This window comes from Sediminibacillus albus (assembly GCF_900101125.1).
In the GTDB taxonomy this organism is placed as follows: Bacteria; Bacillota; Bacilli; order Bacillales; family Amphibacillaceae; genus Sediminibacillus; species Sediminibacillus albus.
Window position 1 is genome coordinate 1 of the sequence record NZ_FNFL01000003.1, and the last position, 25,876, is coordinate 25,876.

At 37.0% G+C, this 25,876-nt stretch carries 20 protein-coding genes; 6 read left to right on the forward strand and 14 right to left on the reverse strand.

Annotated elements, in window-relative coordinates:
* The 9 genes from BLR93_RS09175 to BLR93_RS09215 form a co-directional block, all read right to left on the reverse strand.
* A partial coding sequence (locus BLR93_RS09175) for a hypothetical protein (protein ID WP_139184410.1) occupies window positions 1–551 on the reverse strand: 551 nt, incomplete at its 3' end.
* Window positions 552–733: 182 nt separating this feature from the next.
* The gene (locus BLR93_RS09180; RefSeq protein ID WP_093213507.1) at window positions 734–2,356 is read right to left on the reverse strand and encodes an ABC transporter ATP-binding protein; all 1,623 of its coding nucleotides are present in this window, start codon (window positions 2,354–2,356) and stop codon (window positions 734–736) included.
* 12 nt (window positions 2,357–2,368) lie between these two features.
* Complete coding sequence (locus BLR93_RS09185) at window positions 2,369–3,172, reverse strand: ABC transporter permease (protein ID WP_093213509.1); 804 nt, start codon at window positions 3,170–3,172, stop codon at window positions 2,369–2,371.
* Window positions 3,169–4,446 carry a nucleotide sugar dehydrogenase gene (locus BLR93_RS09190; RefSeq protein ID WP_093213511.1) on the reverse strand — a complete coding sequence of 426 codons (1,278 nt, stop codon included), beginning with the start codon at window positions 4,444–4,446 and terminating at the stop codon, window positions 3,169–3,171. Before BLR93_RS09190 ends, BLR93_RS09185 begins: the two co-directional genes overlap by 4 nt.
* 42 nt (window positions 4,447–4,488) lie before the next feature.
* A complete protein-coding gene (locus tag BLR93_RS09195; protein WP_093213513.1) occupies window positions 4,489–5,472 on the reverse strand; it encodes a glycosyltransferase family 4 protein in 984 nt (327 codons plus the stop codon).
* A gap of 9 nt (window positions 5,473–5,481) precedes the next feature.
* The gene (locus tag BLR93_RS09200) at window positions 5,482–8,997 is read right to left on the reverse strand and encodes a CgeB family protein (RefSeq protein WP_093213516.1); all 3,516 of its coding nucleotides are present in this window, start codon (window positions 8,995–8,997) and stop codon (window positions 5,482–5,484) included.
* Window positions 8,994–10,157 carry a class I SAM-dependent methyltransferase gene (locus BLR93_RS09205; RefSeq protein ID WP_093213518.1) on the reverse strand — a complete coding sequence of 388 codons (1,164 nt, stop codon included), beginning with the start codon at window positions 10,155–10,157 and terminating at the stop codon, window positions 8,994–8,996. Before BLR93_RS09205 ends, BLR93_RS09200 begins: the two co-directional genes overlap by 4 nt.
* A 46-nt stretch (window positions 10,158–10,203) precedes the next feature.
* Entirely contained in the window at window positions 10,204–11,484 is a 1,281-nt protein-coding gene (locus tag BLR93_RS09210) for a glycosyltransferase (protein WP_093213520.1), read from the reverse strand.
* On the reverse strand, window positions 11,481–12,719 hold the full coding sequence (locus tag BLR93_RS09215) for a glycosyltransferase family 4 protein (protein ID WP_093213522.1): 1,239 nt from the start codon (window positions 12,717–12,719) through the stop codon (window positions 11,481–11,483). The genes BLR93_RS09210 and BLR93_RS09215 overlap by 4 nt, the downstream gene beginning before the upstream one ends.
* Before the next feature lie 263 nt (window positions 12,720–12,982).
* Here BLR93_RS09215 and BLR93_RS09220 point away from each other — a divergent pair, with 263 nt between their 5' ends.
* Window positions 12,983–14,020 carry a LysM peptidoglycan-binding domain-containing protein gene (locus BLR93_RS09220; protein ID WP_093213524.1) on the forward strand — a complete coding sequence of 346 codons (1,038 nt, stop codon included), beginning with the start codon at window positions 12,983–12,985 and terminating at the stop codon, window positions 14,018–14,020.
* Between the two features lie 107 nt (window positions 14,021–14,127).
* Here the strand turns inward: BLR93_RS09220 and BLR93_RS09225 are convergent, their stop codons facing one another.
* Entirely contained in the window at window positions 14,128–14,940 is an 813-nt protein-coding gene (locus BLR93_RS09225; RefSeq protein ID WP_093213526.1) for an endonuclease/exonuclease/phosphatase family protein, read from the reverse strand.
* 527 nt (window positions 14,941–15,467) lie between these two features.
* On the opposite strand from BLR93_RS09225, the gene BLR93_RS09230 reads away from it, so the two are divergent.
* The 5 genes from BLR93_RS09230 to BLR93_RS09250 all read left to right on the forward strand — a co-directional run bounded on the left by BLR93_RS09230 (window position 15,468) and on the right by BLR93_RS09250 (window position 20,453).
* A complete protein-coding gene (locus BLR93_RS09230) occupies window positions 15,468–16,271 on the forward strand; it encodes a C40 family peptidase (RefSeq protein ID WP_093213528.1) in 804 nt (267 codons plus the stop codon).
* A 396-nt stretch (window positions 16,272–16,667) separates the two neighbouring features.
* Window positions 16,668–18,113, forward strand: coding sequence for a zinc ribbon domain-containing protein (locus tag BLR93_RS09235; RefSeq protein ID WP_093213530.1), 1,446 nt, complete (start codon window positions 16,668–16,670; stop codon window positions 18,111–18,113).
* 19 nt (window positions 18,114–18,132) lie between these two features.
* Window positions 18,133–18,936, forward strand: a complete 804-nt coding sequence (locus BLR93_RS09240) for a zinc ribbon domain-containing protein (RefSeq protein WP_093213532.1) — start codon at window positions 18,133–18,135, stop codon at window positions 18,934–18,936.
* A 172-nt stretch (window positions 18,937–19,108) separates the two neighbouring features.
* Window positions 19,109–19,264, forward strand: coding sequence for a DUF1540 domain-containing protein (locus BLR93_RS09245; protein WP_093213534.1), 156 nt, complete (start codon window positions 19,109–19,111; stop codon window positions 19,262–19,264).
* Window positions 19,265–19,502: 238 nt separating this feature from the next.
* Entirely contained in the window at window positions 19,503–20,453 is a 951-nt protein-coding gene (locus BLR93_RS09250; RefSeq protein ID WP_217629282.1) for a nuclease-related domain-containing protein, read from the forward strand.
* A gap of 129 nt (window positions 20,454–20,582) precedes the next feature.
* Here BLR93_RS09250 and pdxA read toward each other — a convergent pair whose 3' ends face one another.
* The 4 genes from pdxA to BLR93_RS09270 form a co-directional block, all read right to left on the reverse strand.
* The gene (gene pdxA, locus BLR93_RS09255; protein ID WP_175559304.1) at window positions 20,583–21,578 is read right to left on the reverse strand and encodes a 4-hydroxythreonine-4-phosphate dehydrogenase PdxA; all 996 of its coding nucleotides are present in this window, start codon (window positions 21,576–21,578) and stop codon (window positions 20,583–20,585) included.
* Complete coding sequence (locus BLR93_RS09260) at window positions 21,541–22,872, reverse strand: four-carbon acid sugar kinase family protein (RefSeq protein ID WP_093213540.1); 1,332 nt, start codon at window positions 22,870–22,872, stop codon at window positions 21,541–21,543. Before BLR93_RS09260 ends, pdxA begins: the two co-directional genes overlap by 38 nt.
* Window positions 22,873–22,888: 16 nt before the next feature.
* Complete coding sequence (locus tag BLR93_RS09265; protein ID WP_093213542.1) at window positions 22,889–23,899, reverse strand: 2-keto-3-deoxygluconate permease; 1,011 nt, start codon at window positions 23,897–23,899, stop codon at window positions 22,889–22,891.
* A gap of 183 nt (window positions 23,900–24,082) precedes the next feature.
* Complete coding sequence (locus tag BLR93_RS09270) at window positions 24,083–25,828, reverse strand: sigma-54-dependent Fis family transcriptional regulator (protein ID WP_175559305.1); 1,746 nt, start codon at window positions 25,826–25,828, stop codon at window positions 24,083–24,085.
* Window positions 25,829–25,876: the final 48 nt, after the last annotated feature.

A 25,876-nucleotide genomic window follows, 5' to 3' on the forward strand; every position in this document is an offset into this window, starting at 1 on the left:
GTGAGTTGTTCCTCGGTGGTGGTAGTTTCTGTTTCTCCCCCAGTAGTTTTCGAGGAGTCATCCTCGGTCATCACAATATCCTCTTTCTCCTCGTAAAAAAAGGCGGTATTTCCTATGTAGATGACATTTTCGCCGTTCTCATCTTGATAAACTGGATACTCACTGGAACTAATTATGTCTAATTTATGTTCGGGAGAAGAATTAGTTGAATAAACTGTATCCCCCTCATCGATAGTTTTTAAAGCATAGCTTCCTTCAGGAGGTAGTGTTTGATAAGAGGGCTTTTCAGTATCCGAAAATTCAGCCTTTTGTACGCTTTCGATGGGAATGCTAAATTCCCCTCCACCATATTGTATCTCTAGTTCATAATCGTTTTCCTTCCCATAAAAGTAAACATTTGGATTAAGTGAAAATTGATCATTTAAATTAATAACTGTAGTTGCATGGAATATTTCCAATCCTTCACTTTCACCATTTGCCGAAAACACTTGCGGAAGAGCAACTAAGAATACTAATAAAACACTAATTATAAAAGCAATTTTTCTTTTCATGGTTTTATTCCTTTCTATTTCATCTAAAAAACAAGCAGAAGTAAAATGCCCTCCTCTATTTCTAATTATTTAGAGATTCTTTAAGCCTTTTCTTTTCAATAGTAAAATGAAGTTGTGTTCTCTTGGTGTTAAAAAAAACACGCAACATCATCCGGAAAACGGATGGATTACGTGCTGTAAAATTACTCTACTTTAAACTGGATAAGACCTGATTTGGTATTGATATCGACAATGTAATCATCTAGTTTAAGATGATATAAGTTTCCATCGGTAGACTTAATTTTTACTTCATTAGAAATATCCTTAATGAGAGATGGCTTTAAATCCAAGTTTTCTATTTCAATGGCGTTCACTTTCCCATTTTCATTAACTATATACGCCATGTCCTCATATGCAAATTCATAAATTTTATATCCATTCTCATCATATTCTTCGGTAATTCCGTTAGTGGATTCTTTCATTTCATTTACATCACTACCTAGAAAAGCGAAGAAGAATTCATAGGATTCTGCAAATCTATCTGGAAATATTTCTATAAAGTCCTCTAGTTTCAAATTACTTGCTACTTCATCTTCTTTAAGAACAACGAAGTGGTCATTTGTAAGATAACCTGTTACCCCTCCCGTTTCCACTCTAAAGATAGAATCCTGTTCCATCTTTTCGATAACTTTTACTTTGCTGCCAAAGGATAATTCTTTAAGTTTATTTACAAAGTTCACATCATTATATAAGTAGGTTTTTTCTACATTTATCCAAGCTGTGTAATTTGTTTCGACTCCAGAATAGCCAGCATGTGAGGAACTGGCTTCTTCTATTTTTTCTGGCGCTTCTTCATTGTTTATATTTTCCAACCCTTGTTGAATAGCTTGAACTGGATTATCAACAAACATAAGCAGCGTACTAAATAAAAAGAGTGCGATTAAGAGACTGAGTTGGATCATTGGGTTCTTTTCACGCCGCTTTTTTTTTCGCCTAGAAAGATTTCTTGTCCCAGAAGGATAATGTTTATTCCCCTTCCTAATTTGCCCACGCAATTTTTGGCTTCGATATTCCTTTTTTTGTTCTGTTGTTAACCCATTAAACCAATCAATAAAGGTTTTATATTCTTTTACCACGGTTTCCGTTTGGTCAAAATTTTGAACTTCTCCAAAATTCAACCACAGGATTCTATCAGATATAGCTTGAACTTGAGGAAGCGAGTGACTAATGAAGAATATTGTTTTTCCTTCACTTTTAAACTCCTCAAATTTATCTAGGCACTTTTTATAAAAAGTAGAATCCCCTACAGATAAAGCCTCGTCAACAACTAGAATATCAGGCTGTATATGCACAGAAATGGCAAAACCCAGCCTTGATTTCATCCCGCTTGAATAATTCTTAATAGGTTGATCGATAAAATCTCCTATATCCGCAAATTCAATAATATCTGGAGTTATTTCATCTATCTCTTCCTTTTTCAAACCATGCATCAAGCACTTTAACTCTATATTTTCTCTGCCAGTCACAAAGTTATTTAAACCTGCTGAGATAGCAACTAATGATGGGTCTCCATTAATTACAATCTCACCTGCAGAAGCAGGTACAACTTGGGCAAGAATATTCGACAAGGTCGACTTTCCAGACCCATTAATTCCAATAACTCCAATTGTTTCTCCCTTATAAACTTCAAAGGATATGTTTTTAAGGGCGGAAAATGTCTTTTTATCCTGCTTATATGAAAACATTTCTAATAACAGGTCTGATTTCCTTTTATATAAATTATAAGATTTTGATACATTAGTTAACTTTACTATGGGTTTTTCCATAATAACCTCCTGCTATAAGTAGTCGACAAACTTATTTTTGTAATTTTCATGCAGAAGTGAACCTACAAATAAAATTAATAATGTAAACGACCAAAAATAGATTGTGTATCTCCAGTCTTCATAAAACCAACTACCACTTAGTAAAGATTCCCTAAATCCGTTCACAATATATGCAAATGGGTTCAACTCAATTAATGTGTGAAAACGCCCGGGAAATTCCTCGATACTCCATAAAATGGGGGTCATAAAAAAAAGTAATCTCATTAAGGTTTGAATTAATAATTGGAAATCTCTTATTAGTGCTGATATGGTTGAAGTGAAAAGTGTAATAGAATATAACAACAAAAATAAGCAAACCAAATAGTAAGGTAATTGTAAAGCATAAATGCTAACAGGAATTCTATATATAAACATAACAATTCCTAAAATAATCACAGTAATTAAAAATCCAAAAATATTACTTACTATCGTTATAGAAGGTAATATACTCACCGGAAACTTCATTTTGGAAACAAGATTTATTTTACTATAAATGCTATTAGAACCTTGTACAATCGTGGGACTAATAAAAAACCAAGGTACTAGTCCCATCAGCAGCCATATAAAAAAAGGTGTCCCTTCCACAGGAATCCCGTTTCTAATACCCACTCCAAATACAAACCAATACACCGCTACTTGTAGCAAGGGGTTTATAAATTGCCACAAAACACCCAAAAAATGCATCTGATATTTGCTTTTGGTTTCATATAAAGCAAGTCTTATAATCAAAGGGAAGTGGAACAACTGCTGATTTATAATGTTAATTACCGTTTTCATACAGGTATATACACTTGTTTAACATGGTTATAAAGGTTTCCAAAATTAATATATTCAATTTCGTCAGGTGTTTTGGAAACTACATTCTTTGTGTCAAAGATTCTAGCATGTTTCATAGTGGTTAATTTAGACAAATCCATTTCCTTAAACTCATTATGATCAGTAAGTATTACTACTAAATCAGATCCTCCTACAGCCTTTTCCAAGTCTTGCTCTACCCATTCATTTTGAACATGTGGATCGAATGCTCTAACTTCATATTTTGTCGTTGCTTTAAGAGTAGCAAATATATCCATCGCTGGACTTTCACGAATATCATCGACATTTCCTTTATAGGCCAACCCTAATACAGTAAGAACCTGACCCCCTACTTGTTCCATCAAAGTTTTAATATTATCTACTACATAGTTAGGCATAGAAGTGTTGATACTTCTGGACAAGCTAATCAACTTAGCTGTTTCTGGTGCCTTCGAGACAACAAAATATGGATCTACAGCCAAGCAGTGACCTCCCACTCCTGGTCCTGGTGTGTGCATATTCACTCTAGGGTGTTTATTTGCCATATCAATAACGTCTAAAGCATTAATGTCTAATTCATTACAAACTTTTGTAAGTTCATTTGCAAGTGCAATGTTGACATCACGATAGGTGTTTTCCATCAATTTAGACATCTCAGCAGTTTTAGCATTTGTCTTAAGTATTTCACCTTGGACAAATGTACCATATATCCTTGCTCCCGCTTCCGTACATTCAGGAGTGATCCCTCCTACAATACGATTATTATATATCAGTTCATGCATAATTTGTCCTGGAAGCACGCGTTCTGGGCAGTGAACTAAGAAAATGTCCTTTCCAATAATGAAACCTGCTTCTTCAATTACTGGCTTTACAAAATCATCCATTGTACGAGGAGCAATAGTAGATTCAACAATTACCACATTACCTTTTTGGAGTACGGGTAGTGTTGCTTTTATGGCACCTAGTACATAACTTGGATCCATTGACTTATACTTATCGTCATTGTTTGGAGTCGGAACTGAAATAATAAATGCATCAGCACTTTCAGGCTTTAAAGCTGCTCTGAAAGTTCCTTGATCAATAACTTCTTCTAATGCTTCTTGTAGACCCGGTTCTTCAATATGAATCTTACCTGAATTCAAAGATTCAATAACTTCCGGTTTTACATCCACTCCTACAACCTCTACCCCATGTTTAGCAAACATAATTGATGTTGGTAGCCCAATATATCCTAAACCCATTGTATTTATTCTCATTATTAATTATTCCTCCTAGATGGATTAATTAGCTCTATTTCCCTATAGCAAACTGCTAATAAGCGCTTTCCATTCTTTTCCTATTTTTTCAATATCAAAATTTTTCTTTACGTATTCTTGGGTATTATTCACTTGCTCTTCACTTCTCTTTACCTGCCATATTTTGTCAACACATTCATTTACTGATGAAAGAAGATATTCGTTTGGGTAGATAGTGTTACTACCATCCCAATTTAGGATAATAGGAAATGCTCCTGAAGCCATTCCTTCGGCTGGTGCCATGTGGAAGCTTTCAAAATCACTAGTCGAAAGGATATAACCTATCTTTGTAAGCCATTCAGGTATATCATCTCCATAACCATCGAATTTAACTGATTCCTTCCATGGAGCTTTTTCTATTCGTTCATATAACTGCTGATAATAAGCCTTTTCATCCTCTTTTTTCCAAAGCCATGGATATTCTTCAGGTTTCTTCCCTTTTATAAAAAGTTTATAATTAGAATCTTTATACCATAATTTCTCTAGTATATCTAAAGCGAGATCCAGACGTTTCATTTTGGGACTCATCCCTATAAATCCCAAGTTATATTTAGATTCGGATTTAGGTATATTAAACTTTTCTGTATCTAGCACATTATATATCATAGTCATCTTTTGCCTTGGGAATTTGAAAACTCTAAAAAACTCTTCATAAACATAAGGTGATATCGCTACTATTTTATCTATATTATTTAAATCAAATTGTTTGGGGTAGTTTGTGTTAACTTCTTGCATATGCATTCTCACAATTAATCTTTGTTGGGGCAACTTATTCTGTGAATACCATACAGCATTACCGAGCCCCCATTCACAAACTATTAAATCAGCCCACTGAACCATTCTAAGACTATGTTCTTCATCGTGGCTAGAATGCCCCGTCCACTTATCTATATTCACTTCAAAATTTTCATCAGAATCAAAATACTTTATTAAGTTATTTGCAAATTTTAAATCGTGACCTGCAAATAATAGTTTTACTTTTTTCATAAACTTACCTCAAATCTCTATATAGGCTTCTATTTCATTTCCCAAATTTTCTCCTGGGGATTCTTTGTTTCCACCTTCCAAATAATTAAACTTATCACCACTATAAAATCGATTTCCAAACCTGAAATATTCAGATAAATCTTCTCCGCTTGAAAATTTCATTAATATCCTTTCAAGAGAATCACTACTAAAAGAACTTGTTTTTGCTACACATCGAGATGGAGATAACGTTGAAACAAATGTATAATCCTCTCCATTATTCATTTCAATTATACCTCTTTTATTTACCGTAAAATAATTTGACTTACCAATAAAGTCACTGTCAGTATATAATGTGCTAAGCATTAAGTCGTTCAAGTAATTTCTCCCATAATAATCCTTATTAGAAAAAAATGCTACATATGGTGTGTCAATCCATTCCAAAATATTATTGTAATTGTGCATATAACTCCTAATAAATGTTTGAACCCTATTATCATTGTGAGTATTGAACAATTCTAGATACCCTTCGAAAGTATCAACTAATAAAAGCAACTTCTTGTTTGCATAATTTTGCCGTTCATATTGGTTTATTATTTGTTCATATTCCTGCTTCGTAGCAGCAAAAGCAATTACGCTTACCTGCGGATATTGATAATCAAAGTTTAACTTAGCATTATTTACTATAGAGCTTATCCTATTTGTGTACGTATGCTTAGTGAGTACTTCTCTAATGCCAGTTATAGATTTTTTATTATAAAAAGCTTCATCCTCCAATATATTACGAAAAGACTTGTCTAACTCTTCGGAATCTTCTTTCATTTCCACTAAATCACCAAAGAAATTTTGAACTCCTTTTGCATAAGTGCTTATTACAGGCGTGCCACAAGCTAACCCTTCAAAAACTCGTCTAGAAAACATTGTTGGTGAATCTTTTACAGTATTAACATTAATCATCACCTGATAACCTTTATAAGCCTTGTCTATCTCATAATACTTAAGATTTCCTTTAATGTAAGGTTGTAATCTTTCTGGAAATTGATGGTTTGGCATAAGCCCTTTCTTCGTCATTAAATAATTCCTGTCATATATATCCAATCCGTATTTAGAAGCAGAATCTAATAACCTATCCATATCGACTGATCTTTCAGTATGATGTCTATAATACGATCCTGCGAAACAAGCTTTTCTTTCTCTTTTGTTAACTATTTTAATCGGATTATGAATTAAAGGTTGTGCCGCAAAAGGTAACACATAAACATTACTATGCCCTACACTCTCTTGATAAAACTCAATCATATTTTCATCAGTGGTATATATATAATCAAACTTTTTGGCTGTTTTTATAAATCTATTATAATGAACAGGATCTTCTTTGTTCCAAAAAACTGTTGGGATATTTTTTTCTTTACACCATTCTACTAAGGAATTAAGTGGCTTCATATTTTCTTCTCCATAATCCCCTACTTTTTTATTCCAAGCCCCCCCATTACCATTCCAAGCGGATTCAATCATTAATAAATCGGGCTCTTCACTCGTCAGCACCTCTAACCAATTATCGGGTGTGAAGGTTATTAGATTACATTCATGTTTATAACATGCATAGGTGAATTCGTCGAAAATCACAGCCATTTTCAAATTATTCAAAGGCTTTGCAGGTAATAGGTCTAACTTATCCACCTCGTATTTATCCACATATTTTATAGTTTTATCATTTTTAACGGATTCTGTTTCTTTAATAGAGAATTCATTAATTTTAAAGTCACCCTGCCCTGCCACCCTTAGAGCAATTCTAAATTGCGTGACCTCAGGCAAGGGTTTTATTTTGGTAGATGAATTAGGTTTCAACTGTAAGACTTGTATTTTTTTATTATTTGAATATCCTATAAACATTGGTAACAGGTTAACTCCATCATTAGCCTGAGACTGAACAGAAAATTCATATTCATATCCTTTTTGAACACTCATTAATAGTGTCGTTGGCAATTTCCCAAAGCTTGTATTATTTTCTTTATAGGCTATATATAAATGCTTCCCATCAGGGATATTAATATTTCCTGCTAAGCTATTATTTTCAGAAGTTAGTTTGATGTTTTTTTTCGAAGTTGGGTGCCAAACAATATTAGATAAATCTAATTTCATACTGTTTGTAACTTCAATTGGTTTTTCGTCTATATTTATTTCCAAGTTCTTATACAGTCCTTGGCCCATTACTCTGACCAAAAACATTATAGAATTAATGTTTTTTTCAAAAACGAAATCTACACCTTCATTAAATGGTACCTCTCCTATTATCTTCGAAGTACCTTCTCTAATTCCAATAACTAACAAGGAAACCTTTGTATCCCTGTAGATTTCTCCAGTGGGGTGTATTGTATAACTCATACCTTTTTCTGGCGTTATAAATTCAGTGTTATTTTCATTTATGCAAGTCAAATGTACAAATTGGTTTCCCTTTAATTTAGAATGAAAAATATCATATTTAAAGGAATAATTTATTTTATCATCTTGCCTTTTCCACCCAATTAACGTCTCATTAGTCAGACGGTAACTTTTTTGGCATTCTATTTCGATATGTTTTTTGCTTTGAGGGAGTTCTTGACCCCACCAATATATTTCGTTGTTTATTATTATTTCTTCTACATTAAAAGTTCCACTTCCCGATACACGCAGAGCCAATCTCATATGATCAAATTCCTCATGCATCTTCAGTAGCTTTCTCTCATTTAACTCAACTTCGAACCTGGTCTGTTTTTTATTGCCACTGTATAATATTATTACTAGCTTGATTTCAACGTTTTCTGATTTTTGACCATTAAAGTACACTGATAATGTATCCTCGGTAATCGGAATGCCATTTCCATAAATGGTTTCAAAATTTGTATTTGGTTCATCATAAACTAAATAAGAAAAGTTACTGTGCACATCAAAATTTGCTTGAAATAGGTTATCTTCCTTATTATAAATAAGTTCAGGGGTCTTAGGAGCGTACCAACCATAAAAATCCAATGGATAATATTTACCATAAGCTTTTTCATCATTTATAAGCCATAATTTATTATTATTTAAACAAAGATTATCTATCTTAAACTTGCCCCTTCCTTTAAGTCTAAGTGCAAGTCTAAGTTTCTCAACTTTCTCTGGAAAGGTAATTTCTCTACGATCATTTAGTGGTACACTATATGTTTCTATTCTTCCATTTCTACTATAACCAATGATAAATAACTCTACAATTAAATCCCCTGTTTTATTTCCTTCGAACACTACTAAATTATCCTTATTTCCAGCCTTGTATGTCACCGAATGGTTGGGTATTTCATCGAAATTGGAACTCTTTTCCAAGTAGTTTAGATAACTGTGTTCATTTGAGGGAATATCAACATCAATATAGTTATTTTTCTCATTATAGTGAATATTATATTTTGTATTCTTATACCAGTGGGAACCGTGGCTTAGTTCTGAGTAGAGAATGCCGGGATTTCTTTTATTGATCCATGATCTCTTTTCTTGTATAGCTTTTAACCTTTGCTTAATATTGATCGTCATGCTTTACTTACCCCTTTGCTTCTTCGAAAGATATTACTTAACTTTTTTCTGAATCTCCAATATTTTAGAGTAACTTTACCCAAAAAGGAATCATAAAGAGCTAAATACCTTTTTTCCAATACGTAATGTTTATGTTGAATATCTCCCAATTCTTTCAGTTCTCTCTCTCGCAAATCTAGTTGCTTTTTTACCTCAGTTTTCAACAAATCATTTTCTTTTTTAAAAATACCTACTAACTCTTCTCTCGTGTTGTTTTCCTGGTTAAGTCTTTTTTGTTCTTCATATTGGTATTTATATTTTTTCTTTTCCTCTTGTAAAAGAGTGTTTTCCGCTCTGATAGTTTCACTTTCCTGACTTAAATTTTGCACTCTATTTTCCAATTGAGTTATTTCTAAATCTTTTTTCTTTACTATGTCATGCTTGGTATTTAATTCTTTGTTTAAATGACTGGATTTTTTTTCAACTTCCTGTATCTCAATAATTTCCTTTTCTAACTTCTTAATAGTACTCAAAAAATTTCTTTCTCGATTAAAAATTTCACTTTCAAATTTTTTCAACAATCTTGTATCAACAACTTTTTTTTCCGGTTGTTCATCTGTTAAGGTCAATATGCTTCCAACCCATTCTCCTAGGAAGTTAACATTTTTGATTTTTATATTATCTAGTTGAAGATTTATTAACCCTTCTAAAAAGTAGGTTTTTTTGTGGTCGAAGTAATCATTAATCCCAAAAGGAACGGTGATAACAATCTGCCCATCATCCGCAAGTAATTGGGAAGCCTTTTTAATAAACCTCTGCGGGTCTGTAATATGTTCTAAAATCTCACCCATTATAATAGTGTCATATTTTTCCTCACCGAAATCGAAATTCATGAAATTAGCTGTTTTAAATTCCACATTTTGCTTCGTAATTTCAGCTTCATCACTTAGCAAATTGTCTGCATGTTCTATTGATTCCTTTAACAAGTCTATTCCTAAGACTTGCTTTCCTTCTCTCCCTAATAATATAGAAGTAATACCTTGCGAACATCCTACATCAAGAATTTTTTCTCCTTTAGAATTTTCGCATACCCAATGGATTCGTTTTCTGACTTTTTCTCCAAATTTCGTGCCCATTTTATTAAAATACGCTTCAGATATTCGATCTAGCGGCTTTTTCATAAATTCTCCCCCTACCCCTCGTTCGGTTAACAAAATATTAACATTCCTAACTGCTATAAACTTCAAGTAAATTAACTTTTTCCGTTCCCCAATTATATTTTAGTTTTGCGGTCTTCGTGTTTTTAACCATTTCTTGATGCAATTCTATATTTTCTATAAGTTCATTGACTCCCAAAGCTATGGATGAAGAATCGTGTGAATCTACACAGAGACCAACTTTTTCTCCTTCTACTACCTTCATTATTTCAGGAAAACTACAAGCAACAACAGGCACACCCGCCATCATATACTCGAAGAGTTTATTGGATGAAGCTGAGTAATGATTAAAGTTAGTATTATTCAAAACTTGAAAACCTAAATATGCGTTACTAGTATAGCTGGGCAAATCCTGTAGTGGGACTTTCGGCAAAAATTTAACTCTTGCCTTGAGATCCATTTCTTCTACTAAAGTCTCGAGGGCGGGCTTAATCCGGCCATCTCCTATTAATACAAGTGTACCTTCTTTAAATAGAGGTACTGCCTTAATTAATTTTTCCAACCCTCTTCCCGCTTGGATACCACCTTGATACAAAAGTATTTTCTCACTTGGCGGTAAATTCAAGATAGAATGTAAGGGGGCTTTCTTTATATGTTTATCTTTTTGGATAAAAGGGTAATTGTGTACTACATAAGGATAAAACCCATAAAAATCTTGATTGTACTTTGCCCTAGTATGGTTTTCTACAATCATATCATCAATTTTTTTTATCAAAAAATGCTCTAGGAGGCCATAATACTTTGTGTCATATCCAGTTCTGCTAGTTTGGACTTCATGAGAATCATAAATTAATCTTTTTTTTCTTATGCGAATTTTTGAACAAAGATATCCTTGAGGCAGAGTATTTAAATCATTAGAATGATAGATATCATAATTCTTTTGGAACCCTTTAGCTATCATCCTAAACAGAATGCTACCTCTTATCCATAATACTTTTAGCTTAGTTTTTAATAATAAAAGACCTATAACAGTAACAATTCCGGTAATAATTGGACCTAGATACATTAGGAACAACCAAATTAAAAATAAAATAAGGCCAAAGAATTTATCTCGTAAGCTTTTGCGGTACACCTTTTGCATTAATTCCAATAACATTGGATACCTTCTTACACGATAGACAGAGAAATTAGCATCCCGTTCTTCAAAAACCGGCAAGTCATTATCCTTAGGATCGTGAATACAAATAAGGTCTACTTTATAGCCGCTTTCGGATAACGCGGTACATTCTCTTAATACTCTTGCATCATTGGTAAAGTGATTCCAAACAAACATACAAACTTTTTTATTCATTGATGACCTACCTTACATAATGATTTATCTGTAATTTCTTGATTTATAATATTTATCAAAGTATTAATGTTTTTTTCCCATAAAAAGTTCTTTTCAACATATTTTTGTCCATTCAAGCCAAATTCTCTTCTCTTGTTAGGGTTTTTATAGAGGTAATCAATATGTTTTAGCATTCCTTCTACATCTTGAGTTTCAGAAACAAATCCAACCTTTTCTCTATTAATGATATCTTTAGAAAATCCAGAAACAGAAGCAACAATTGGTACTCCACAAGTCATATAATCAATGACTTTACCAGGCAAAACCGTCTTAAAAACATCGCTCTTCACAAGAGTGACAATTCCAACTTGGTGTTTGGAGATTAAATCAAAACATTCATTACGAGTAAGTGGTGGCAAAACTTTAACATTACTTAAGCCTTCTTGCTCAATATCTTCTAGTAAGCCTCTTCTTTTCAACCCATACCCTATAATAGTCATTTCAATGCTTTTCTCATTAAGCTCCTTAGCAAGGTCCAATAAGAGCCTATCATTTTGAGCTAATCCAATGTTGCCAGCATAAATTACTTTAAAATTTAAATTGTCCGCATACTTTGGTGTTAGCACTTCTTCTTTTTTTGCAGCATTAGGAATATAAGTTATTTTATCCTCAAAAGACGGGGAAATAGCAGTGATATACTCACTAAAACCTTTACTATTTATTAAAATTCTATCTGCAGATTTATAAAGCTTTTTCTCAACCTTTCTAAATCCGTATATTATAGGAGGATAATTAAAAACACCTACTCCTTTTAATGATTCCGGCCATAAATCACGTACATCTAATAGAAACTTTGCTTTAAAGCGTATTTTCCCTATCAAACCAACTATACCGATAAATATAGGCGGGGATGTCGCAATCACCATATCATAATCTTTTTTTGAACGGAGAATAAACCAAATCATTTTAAGTGTTATTTCGACATAATAATATAACCTATTCCAAATACTTCTGGAATACTTTTTATTTTTAACATTAACCCGATGGATGTTTGCTTGATCCCTGTTTAAACGCTCGTCATTCCAGAATGTTTCATCGCTATATAGGTTCCTTAAAGGGTATGTTGGATCAGTTGTCAGAATGTTCACCTTTAACCCTTTATCTTTTAGCATAGAATAAATATTTTTCATCCTGTTCCCTGCGCTTCCAATTTCGGGATAGAAATGTTGAGATATTATAAGTATTTTTTTTGACATAATTTTCCCCGCAATATAATAAACTTCTGTGTTTTTTAGACAAATTTCGCTAAAATATCTATTAATCTTGATAGATTATAACAGAATTTCATGGATTTTAATAGGCTTTCTCTTTACTATTTCTGTAAGTGTTTATTAAGAATAAGTTTCTAACTTATATTAATATTACATTTATGTAACAAAACACTGAATTTTTGTAACATATGCTATACTAATCTAATAGAAAATCTTGTAAATATACGGAAAAAAGGGGGATTGGTGGAATGAAAAAGACAATTTTGTCGATTACTGCCACTGCAGTGATTGCATCTTCGTACGGGGCAACCGTCGAGGCAGCTACTTATAAGGTGCAAAAAGGAGATTCGCTTTGGTCGATAGCCCAAAAGCATAGCACTTCAGTCAATTCATTAAAGTCACTGAATAAGCTTAATAACAACATAATCTTTCCCAATCAAGTATTGAAAGTTGATGGCAGTTCAACTTCATCCAAAGCGGAGGATAAACCGAAAAAGACCACGAAGGCTAGTACATACAAAGTAAAATCGGGAGACTCCCTCAGTAAGATTGCTGCTAAACACAGCATTTCATTATCCGATTTAATGAAATGGAACAACCTGTCTACCACCTTGATTTATCCGGGAGACGTATTTACTGTTTCCAAACCAGGCTCTAACACTAGTAAAGATTCAAAAACCTCCAATGGAGACAAGAAACAAGAACCTGCGAAGGAAAAGAGTTCTGTTGCTTACAAAGTAGTTTCCGGCGATTACTTAGGCAAAATAGCCAGCAAGTATGGCGTTTCTGTCAGCGATCTAAAAAAATGGAACAACCTTTCTTCTGATACAATTTATGTTGGACAAACCTTGAAGGTCAATGGCAGCTCTGGGGATGTAAAGCAAGAAACACCGAAAACAGAGGTAGAATCAGAAACCGTGGACTACAATGTTACCAAGCTAATCAGTGAAGCGAAAAGCTTTGTTGGTCTTGGATATGTATGGGGCGGATCTTCTCCAAGTGGATTTGATTGCAGCGGTTTTATTTACTATTTATACAACAAAGCCGGCAAAAGCATCGGCAGATACTCAAGTGACGGATATTATAACCGTTCCTACTATGTAAACAAGCCGCAGTTAGGTGATCTAGTATTCTTTGAAGGAACATATCGTGCCGGTATCTCTCACTTAGGTATCTATATCGGTAACAATCAATTTATCCACGCAGAATCGAACGGCGTCAAAATCACCAGTCTTGATAATTCCTACTGGAAAAGCCATTTTGATGGATTTAAGAGATTGTATTAAGTTAAACAAGCCACCAAATCGTTTTTCCGACTTGGTGGCTTGTTTTTACATCCCTCGCACTCCCAAAACGGAAGAGCATTTAAATCTACACAATCTGTTTTGAAAAACTACTTTGGTATTACTGCTTCCGTTGTAATCGGCAAATGATCAGATGCCTCTGTTTGGATGACGCGCTGATTGATAGTTTCGATGTCCGGTGAGGTAAGAATGTAATCAATCCTTTTAATCGGATTAATTACCGGAAACGTATTAGCATTATCAATATTAGAAAAAGCATCTTCAAAGTAGGTTTCATTTAGTAGCATTTGAATCTCTTCGCTGTCAGGCTCGGCATTCAGATCACCCATCAGGAAGGATGACCCCTGGTATTGAGAGGTAACGTCAATAATTTCTCCCACTTGTGCTAGCCTACTAATAACATCCAACCCTAAATGAGTATTGTAAACATTTAAATGAATGCCACGAACATTAATTTTTGTCCTAAGTAAACCTCTCTGCTCCCGGCCAAAGCTGCTAAGAAAAACGTTTTCCGAGTCTATAATCGGATACTCACTAAGAATTGCGGTTCCGTATTGCCTATTCTGTGACTGTCCATCCGCTGGTCCCAAATTGAGATTTGCGGCAAATACATAATGGTAGCCGAGCAATTCTGCCAATTCCTTTGCCACATCCTTAAAGTCGCTCCGTTCACCATAATATCTATCGACTTCTTGTATTCCCACGATTTCCGCATCAGCATCTTTAATTACATCAGCCGTCCGCTCTAAATTTAATTCCCCATCGAGCCCGACTCCGTGGTAAATATTATAAGACATCACATCCAACGTTACTTGATTTCCATGCGATTGTGCAGACACTTCAATTCCATTTGAAAATAGGAACAGAAAGCTTGCCATAAATAACAGCAGATTTTTTTTCATAGGCTACCTCCCCCTAAGATAATGAAATCCAATTACATATACAGCCAATGCAAAGAGATTGGAGAATATGCCTATTTTTCCTTTCTTATGTTTGTTTATGTGGATGAATTTGTATTTGAATCTTTTCCTTATGGGGGTTAGTGTTTATTATTTATTCCAACTGAGATTATAGATTCTTTGGTTTATTGCAAGGTATGGGTGTATACATACGGGTAAACGCAATTTTTATATTGTTGATATTAGTATTTATCTGACCTGCTTGAGGAATCGTTTATTCTGGGATTAGAAAAAAACTAAACAGAAAACTCTCTATTATTCACCTTAAAAACCAGAAAGAAGATGCGTCTCACCTTTTAATTTTTTTACAAAAATATGTAGTTAATCTATTGCAAATTATTTGCCTGGGCATATAGTTCGACTTACTATGACAGCATTTTGTTAGTTGTATTACAAATCGATTACATAGCTATTAATCTGTAAAATCCATGCTATATTGGAAAAGTCAAAAATATCAGAGGAGTGAAAGAATGAAGACAAAGAAGACTTTATTGTCTGTCGCCGCAACTGTAGTTATCGCATCTGCTTTTACAACTAATGTCGAAGCCGCCTCTTATAAAGTAAAATCCGGAGATACACTTTGGGGAATTTCTCAACAATATGGCACATCTGTAGGAAACTTGCAATCTATCAACAACATTTCAGGCCATATCATTTATCCAGGACAAGTAATTGAAACGGATAATAACAAATCTAATACAACTACTACATCTAATAGTTCATCCGCTTCTACTACATACAAAGTAAAAGCTGGAGATACATTATCACATATCGGCAAAAATTTCGGTGTTTCTGTCAGCAGCCTTAAGAAATGGAACGGACTTTCATCCGATCTCATTTTGATCGGTCAAACGCTAAAGGTTAATGGAACATCCAGTGCTACACCGAGCTCAAAAGTGAAATCTTCCACAGTAAGCAACGGAACTGCACTTGTCAATGAAGCAAAAAAGCATGTCGGTACCCCGTATGCATGGGGTGGGACAAGTCCAAGCGGTTTTGACTGCAGTGGTTTCATTTACTATGTACTAAATAAGGCAGGACAAAGCGTATCCCGCACAAATGCTGCCGGATACTACAATCAATCAACTAAGATTAGCAGCCCACAACCAGGAGACTTAGTTTTCTTCAAAAATACCTATAAGTCTGGTATTTCTCACATGGGTATTTATGCAGGAAATAACCAATTCGTGCACGCTAGTTCAAGCGGTGTACAACTTACAAGCCTAAGCAACTCCTACTGGAAACGCCATTTTGCTGGCTACGGTAGTTTATAAGCTTATCAATTAAATTGAAGAATCGAAACAGATCGGGAGTGCATTCCCGGTCTGTTTTTTTATTTAAACCTAATTGCGGGCTGCTTTATTCTCAGTCAATCTTACAGGGACAGTTCTCTAGGGATAGAGAGTTGGAATTACTTTGTATATACCCGTTTACTTCATCGTTAAACCTCTTTTTTAAAAATTTTTTTTTCATCTTCTCCATTCTTTTTATTTCATGCCATAAATTAAATAATAAGGTAGAATTGCAGCTGAATTTGTCTATTTTATGGTATAATTATCCTAGTCTGAAAGGCGTATTTTTTATTAATTGCTTATTTAGTAGTATTTTATACCTAAAAAGTTCGCTCTTTTACTATGACTGACTACATTAAGAAGGAGTGAACCTATGTAATGAAGTTTTGTAAGGAATGCGGATCTGAATTAAAACCACACGTTAAATTTTGTCCTGCCTGCGGTTCTGCCGTTTCCCATGGCGGTCAACAGGATAATCAGCAGAGTACGACAAACCGTCCTGCTCCACAACCGATCAAGCCTAAAACGCCTTGGACCAAAAAACAAAAACGGTTAGGAATTGGAACGATTGCTATTATTATTTTATTATCTATTGGTTATCAAATCGGAGCTTCCCTCACAAGCGAAAAACGGCTTGTCCAAAATTTCAGTGAAGCTTTAGAAGAAGGCGATGCGGGAGAAATAACCAAATTGCTTTCTAAAGGAGAAAAAAATCTTGACGTAAACGAGCAAAACGTCAACCGAATGATTGAGTTCCTGGAAAATAATCCATCTTATTATGACTATGTAATGGATACGTTACTAAGCCAGACAGAAAAATCATCCGATAGCGTCCAGGCAAATACAGACGACTACCCGGCGGTTTTTTCTGTGGCTAAGACTGGTAAAACAGGCCTTATTTTTGATCGATACGAGATATCTGTTCTGCCTTTTTATTTGAACATACATACCAATTATGCGGGAACAAAAATTTTGGTGGATGGCGAAGAGGTAGCAATCTCCGATTCTGGCGATTTTTCCATCGAGCACGGGCCGCTTATGCCTGGCACCTACCCTGTTAAGGCAGTCTATCAGGATGATTACACAACGTTGGAAACAAGCAGGACGGTTGATTTAGCAGATCCTAATAGCACGGTGAGTTCGCTCGATCTTTATTTAGAAGGAGAATCCGTTTCTTTTCATGCTGAAAATATGGATATTGCCCAAAAAGCAACATTGTTCATTAATGGCAAAAAGGCAGGACAGTTAGAAGAAAGCTTTGGTCCCGTTTCAATGGATGGCTCCCAGAAAGCTTATGCCGAGTTGGAGTTTCCTTGGGGGACCATAAAAACAAAAGAGACAGCAATCGAGGACAACTATCTCCAGGTGGAGGCGGAATCTATACTAACGGAAGAAGCCGCACAAGCAATCCAGTCTGCACTGTATCAGTATGCGCAGGATTGGGCTGACGCCTACCGCTCACTCGATGAATCAAAATTCACTAATACTACTGACCAGTATATGGAATACGTTGAGGAGGATTTCTCCAGCATGCGTGACTATGACCGGAAGTGGAAAGGTGAATTCACCAAAGGATTGGTAGACGAAGATAGTTATTCTCTGTCGACAAACGAAGATGGACAATACCTTGTCTCTGTGAACACCAGCCTCTTCTATGATTCAGCCACCTATGATGAAGGTGAAGATCCCTCTACCTCGGTGAATGAAAATAATTGGAACTATACTCTGGTTTATGATGAAGATTCGGAAGCATGGCTGATTGATGATTACTATAGCTTGTACTTTGGTTTTGAAATGGAAAATAGTAAAAGAATAGATAAATAAAAAGTAGGGGGAATACGAAATGCATTGTTCTACATGCGGCTCTATTATGGAAAAAGATTCGAAGTTTTGCGGGGAATGCGGAACACAGGCCGTCCAGGGCCAAGCGGTTCCACAGGCTCAAGCTGTCGGTGAAAATGAATTTGCCAGCGGGCATATTCAATCTGAACAGCCAACCGGAAAGGCTGGAAGTTTTCAGGAAAATGAATATGTCCAAAAGGGAAAAAAAATCAGCAAGCAATTTTTTGGTTTTGCACTTGAGGCATTGAAAAGCCCGATGGCTGCCAGCAGAAGAGTGACGGAATCAGATAAAGTAAATGGCATCATTGCCCACGTATTATTCGCTTTATTACTGCCATTGTTCACTTATATTCAAGCAAAAAAACTTAGCGGCGGTTTCATTGATGTACCGTTCGGTTCGATGGTACTACAGCCATTTCTTGTGCTGTTGATTTTCCTTGCTGCCTATACAGCGGTAAATCTCGGGGTTGCAAAATTAATGAAGGCAGACCACTCCTTTATTGAAGTATTGACCAGATTTGGAGTGTTTAATGTAATTCCTGCTGCTGTCCTTCTGGTTGCCACTGTATTCTCTCTATTATCCATCAATGTATTCAGCTTTATCTTGTTCGGGATTGGGGTTGCGTTATTTGCTGTTGCAAGCTTTGCGTTGACTTTTTCTTTGAAGGAACATTCCCAGGGCGGTCTTGATGTATTTTACGGCCTAATCGTTGTCAATGTTGCAATGACTATTATCTTGTTAATCATCGGCGACAGCATTATGGGTAACATTATTGAGCAGATTGAAAACAACGTACCATTTTAAATTAGCAGCAATAATAGCAGGCGCCTTTAGTATAGGTGCCTGCTTTTTTAATGGCAGGAGATTGCGTCGGCAGGCAAGTTGGAATGCGTGTTAGGGAATATCCGAATTTTGTCGATAAACCTGTATGTTATTTATCGAATTCGGAATTATAAACGTACAGGAGGTGTAAGCGATGGCTCAAGACGTGTTGTGCGAAGTAAAAAACTGTAAATATTGGGCGCACGGAAACAAATGTGCAGCAGATGCCATCTATGTTGTCAGTCATACTGGCAAAGAAGCATCTGACCAAAAAGAAACAGACTGCCAAACATTCGAGCCAAAACTGTAAACCATCTTCTTGTAAGGGGCCTGTCGAGGGACAGGCCCTGTTTTAATTGAGAGGTTTGAGGTGGATGATCCTCTTCCCTTGATTTTCGCTCTACTTCGGGCCATAGTCGCTCCTCTTGACCACTTGTGGTTATATTTACTCTTAATTAATTTGCTGGATTTTACATTAAATAAAGGTTTTTTTGTTAATGAATAGAATCATATTAAGGAATAAATTTATCCATGAGAGGAGTATGGTTTTGATAGTTAAAAAAAGGTTGGTCCCACATAGGCTGCAAGTATTGGAGGCATTGATGCGCCGACTTAACGCCAACCACCCAAAAATGCCCTCAATAAAAGAAGATTTCGCCCGTAGAATTTCCGGATTTCAAGGGGAACAGAATATTGACTACCAGTTAAGTCTTCTTCCACAAAATAGCTTCTGTATTTTAAATGATTTACGCCTTCCTAATAAACAGTATTTTTTTCAAATTGACTCCCTGCTGCTCAACCGGAAATTCGCCGTAATAATTGAAATCAAAAATATTACAGGAACACTTTTATTTGATCAATCTTTCAAACAATTAATCCGAACGATTGATGGACAAGAAGAAGGTTTTCAATACCCTCTACTACAGGCGGATAATCAACGCAGGCAACTTTTGGAGTTTTTTCAACAGCATGAACTTAATCCCCTGCCGATTGAAACGTTAGTCGTCATTAGTAATCCAGAAACAGTGATCAAAGCAAGTTATAATCCTGATGAAATTTCTAATAAGGTTATCCATTCTGAATTACTGGTATCAAAACTAAACGAACTAAAAGCCCAGTATGTTGAACGACCGTCAATTCCTTTAGAACCTATCCAACAGAAATTACTCGCCTCTCATAGGAAAGAAACAATTAGGGCCTATATGATGAAAGGCGTCAAAGAATCAGAGATTAAAACAGGAGTTGAGTGTCCACAATGTCATACCATTCCTATGGTCAGATTGCATAGCAGATGGCACTGCCCTTATTGTAGGCATGATTCCAGGGACGCCCATAACCGAGCAATTTCAGATTATCTTCTATTAATTAAACCCTCCATAACCAATCGTGAATGTCAAAGATTTCTTCACCTCCATTCCCGCCATACAGCCAAACGACTACTTAAATTCCAGCTTTCTTTTTCCGGAAAATCAAACAAACGAGTTTATTATAAAGGATAGCCTGCAATTATTGATGCAGTTAAAAAATGATCTTCTTTGTTCGATTTTCGCTCTACTTCCCACCAGAGTCGCTCTTCATTTGTTTTTGGCAATCAAAAAAGCACCCCATTCGGGATGCTTTCACGAAAATTACTTTTCAGGTGCTAATTCAATTGCTTGGCGCAATGCTTCTAACAGGCTTTGGTCATCGGCGATACCAGTACCGGCGATGTCGAAGGCTGTACCATGGTCAACACTTGTCCGGATGATTGGGAGTCCAACCGTAATGTTGACTCCTGCTTCGAGGCCAAGGACTTTGATGGGGCCATGGCCTTGGTCATGATACATAGCTACAACGATATCGAAGTCGCCGCGTTGAGCACGGAAGAATAATGTATCAGCTGGAAGCGGACCTTCTACACTCATGCCTTCGCCAGTAGCGCGCTCGATGGCAGGGATGATTTTTTCTTCTTCTTCTCCATAGCCGAACAACCCATTTTCACCAGCATGTGGATTGATTCCACAAACAGCGATTTTAGGCTGCTTGATGCCAGAGTTACTTAATGTTTCATGGGCTAAGCGGATAACGTCATAGACGCGCTTCGGTTCAATCATATTGATTGCGTCGATAAGCCCAACGTGTGTCGTTACATGGATTACTTTTAACTTTGGCGATGATAGCATCATGGAAAAGTCTTTCGTACCAGTCAACTCTGCCAGTATTTCTGTATGGCCCGGGTAAACGTGGCCGCCTTTATGAAGGGCCTCTTTATTTAATGGGGCTGTACAAATGGCATCGATTCGTCCAGCGTTGGCTAATTCGATAGCTGTTCTTAAATATTCAAAGGCTGCATGTCCAGCTTCGGCAGAGACCTCTCCGAAAGGAAGGTCTTCTGGAAGGATATCCAAATCATAACAGGCAACTTCTCCAAAGGACGCTTCGAAGTCCGATGCGTCATTGACCCGTTTAATCGTTAAGTCTATGTTTAAAATTTTTGCTGCGCGTTCCAGCATCTTTGCGTCTCCAATTACAAATGGGTGGGCATTGTCGTAGACCTCCTGTTTTTGCAGGCTTTTCACTATTATTTCAGGCCCTACACCTGCTGCATCACCCATAGTTATACCGACGATTGGCTTCTTGCTCATCATTTAAGACTCCTTTCAATTCCTGCATAGCATGGTAAATGGACGCTATCCGGCCAAAAGCACCTGCTTTTGTTACTGCAGATATTTCCCGATCGGGTCCGATCAATGTACCTAATGGGATACCCGCTTCGATCTGCCTCACTAATCGAAATCCAACTGCCCCAAGGTGGCGTGCAGTTTCTTTGGCCGTGTCTCCGCCAGTTAATACGAAACCTGACAAACCTGGTGCATCTGCGGAAACCCGGGCAACGATTTGTCCAATAGCTTGCGATATCCGCTCACCAATTTGGTTAGGGGTAAACTGCAGCTTATCCCCTAATTGCTTTACCTGGGTCCGGATTTCGTTATTAGAAGGAACATATAACACAATATCTTTTCCTTCATTCAATCCATGAATGCTATCTGCGATATATTGTTCCGCATATATCTTCCACTCATCAGCAAAAATTTGCAATGTATCTATTTCAATGGAAGCAACATTTACTTGGTTTTTCGCAAAATGCACCTGCTGCTGGGTTACCTCGGATAAACTTCCGCAGACAGTCATCACTTGCTTAGATTGGACTATCGGCTGCCGGTCAAAATCTCTGCCAATTTTCAATACTTGCGGCAGGACTTCTGCAAGGCCAGCGGAACCAGACCAGATAATTTTATCGGCCAGCAGTGACATGCGTTCAACTATCGTCTGTAAGTCTGCTTCTGTTTCGGCATCACAAACAATGTATTGTGTATGTTCTGCTCTAAATTTGTTGATTTTCTTTTCCCATGAGAAAAAATCCTGGCGTAACTCGTCTGCTTTAATTAAGCCGACTGCTGCGCCGTTTTCTTTTTCGATAATTTCCGGAATATAAGATTCCGTTACCGGGTGCTTCGGATCCTTGGATATCTCTGTCTCAGATATTTTTATTCCTTTGACATAATGGTGTCCATCAACCGTTGTTCTGCCATAAGGGGGAAAAGCCGGAGCTATGATAATAAACTCCGGTTCAAACACTTCCCGAACTGCTTCCAGTTCCGTACCGATATGGCCGCGTAAGGTAGAATCCATTTTTTTATAAATGTGCTGGTATCCTGAATCCTTCAAAAAAGCAGCTGCTTTTCTGGTTACTTGATAGGCATCTTCTCGTGCTAAGGCCCGGGAATTAGTATCAACTACGATGCCATCATTCAAATTTTTCTGGTCTTCAGGGATATCAAACAGCACAGACGTATCAATGCCTTTCTCGGTTAGCTGTACGCCGCTGTCATTAGCACCAGTTAAGTCGTCTGCTATAATTCCTATTACTTGTGCCATACTAATCCCCCGTTCTCTATGATGCTGAGTATGAAGCTTTCTCTGATGGTCCATCAAAATCGCCCGGAAGGTTTACTCCCTTTTTCTCCAGCCGCTTCACCAGGAAGGCGATATAGAGCGGCAGCAAGATGGCTGTGGTCACAGTAGATGCTGCAACTTGAACTGTAGCTAAGTCAGCTACACTGGCGAAGCTGGCATTGGCAGCAGCAATAGCAGCTGGCGTTGCAACAGCGTTACCGGCTGTAGATCCTTCAGCAGCCCCGACAATTGGATTCCATTTGAATGCTTTGAAGACAAAGTAAGAAACAGTACCTGTAAGAAATACGGTCAATAGTCCAAGGATAATTCCTGTCAATCCACCTTCGATAATTTTCCCGAAGTCAATTCCCATACCTAATGCGAAAGCAAAGAATGGAATTAACATCGAACTTCCTTTATCTAAGAAATCTCTCATATCTGAATCAAGGTTACCAAGTGCCATACCAACTAAAATCGGCAGTAATACTGCGATGAAAGATTGGAAAGAGAACATACCATCAACAAAGCCCATGGCACCAAAGATAGACAGGGCTACCATTGTAAAGAATGGTCCGTCATTTAGCGCCAGCAAAGAATACGCTGCACGGTCTGTTTTGTTTCCATACTGACCAACGATAGCGATATAGAGACCGCCATTACTATTTGTCATTGCTGCAATGATTGCAATCGGTGCTATCCCCATCCATAATCCATTCTCGCCTGCGAACGCATATGCAAGTAAACCAAAAGCCGCACCTACAATCCACTTGGTGGTCAGCAGTGTTGCACCCTTTCCAAGACTTACCCCTACATTGCGGAAATTGATTTGGGCACCGGTACAAAGTAAGAACAGTGCAATCAATGTACCTGCTCCATCAACAAATAATGCTTGCGTGAAGTTGCCAATTCTCAATAAATCAGGAGCAAATGTATTCAGAATCGCCGCCAATAGTAGCGGAACAACCATCATACCTCCTGGAATTCGATCTAAAGTTGCTTTAATTTGCATTTTTCTTCCTCCCCCTCTTACCATAAGTGTTTAATAATGAAACATATATAAGTGCTGTGAAGCGTTTTCAATTATTATAATAATCTATGCAGTTATAAAAAGCAACAGTTTTTTGGGTGTTTTTATGAAAAATCAGAAGAAGGGTGGATTGCGGGTTTTATTTTGCAACACAAAAGCGCAAACTCAATGGTTGAGCTTGCGCCAAAGTGTCGAGCGGTTAATTCCTAACCTCTTGGCCGCCTTTGATTGATTCATCCCTTCTTCTGCTAGCACACGTTTCATAATTTCCTGTTCCATGTCTGCCATTGTGCCTTTTATCGATATAACTGGGGAATTAGCAGCATTTACATAAGAAGTGCGGCTGTTAATAATCCCTTTGACAACTTCTGGATCTACATAATATCCGGTCGTTCGTACGCTCAATTCTCTGACTGCCTGTTTCAATTGATTCATATTACCCGGCCAATCAAACTGCTGTAATTGTTCAAGCGCTTCCGTTTTAATTCCCAGCGTTTCACTGCCCTGGTTGGCGTGAAAATCGGCTAGAAAGTAGTGGACAAAGGCAGCAATGTCCTGCTTTCTTTCCCGAAGCGGCTGAAGATGAAGCGTCGTTTCTGCTAACAGCTCGTAAAGCTCTCTATTCAATGTCTCTCCTGTCTCATCAAAGTCGGAAACCGAGATAACCTTAGCGTCTTCTGGCTTTTGTCGTATGAGCTGTATTAGCAGTGTTTGAGCAGCAGGCGCTAGCCTTGTTACATTTTGTAGTAAAAGGGTTCCCTTATGGAAATTGGTGTATGCAGACTTTGTTTCAAGTAACCGCAAGTCATCTTCTGTGACTCGGTCGCCTTTTATTGCAATAATCGGGGCTTCCTGCCCGTAACGCTCAAAATGGATTGCCTGCGCGACGGTTTCCTTTCCCGTTCCCTCTTCTCCGTAAATCCAAATAGAATCTGCCATTTTCGCATAACTACGGATGCTATTCCGAAGGTTTTCTGCCATCGTGCTTTCCCCAATAATTGGTACATGCGGCGGCTTACTCTTGACATTAATCGCATGACTGGTTGTTTCGTTTAAGTAAGTCGGCCTGATAACAGTTCCAATCAAGCTGGAATTTTGTTCAATGGGGAATGCTTGAAGGATGTACGTTTTCCCATTACTTTCAATCGTTCTCCAATCCGTTGTCTGCTTCTTACCCACCTTATCAATCAAGGCTTGTGCAGCTTCCGATTCAATTAATTGACTGTTTGGTATCTCTTCCGTGTAAAAACGGTTTTGTTCAATATGATTCCCCGCTTTATCTAAGATCACCACTGGCAGCGGGAGCGACTGAAAGGCGCCAATAATATGGGCCGTCTGTTTTTTGATTTTATTGAACAGGCTGTAAATACGCTTAGCTTCTTCAAAAGCCGTTAAGACTGCTTCTTTACCAGAAGTGATCAGAATACCGCGAAGTCCGACTTGCTCTGCTGCCTGGACAGTGACTACGTCTCCCATTACCAGGGTATAGCCGGTTTCTTTTAAAGCTTCCAGATGCCCTTTAACTTCTTCACTGCTTTGAATGGTAATCATTTTTACATCAAATTCGAGGATATTACAAATCGTAGCTGCTCCCTGAGAAATATTAGGAAATCCAACAAGCGCGACTCCTGTTTCCATCCCTCTTACCAAGGTAAATACCCGCAGCATGTCGTAGCCAGTAACATCAATATGAACGACCGGAAGCGAGACTTCCTCCTGAATCAACGTGGCAGTACCGCCGCGACTGATAATTAAATCATAGCCATCCTTTTCCGCCTGACGGGCCAGCTTGACACCTTCCTCCAAGTTGCCAATGCCGATATTTATGTAAAGTTCATTTTCTTGCTGTCTAAGCTGTTTAACCGTTTCTGCTAAACCAGGATATGGAGCAATCAATAATGCCTTTATCATTTTCATCCCTCTTTTTTGTTGCAATTTTCAACAATTACATTATGGCAC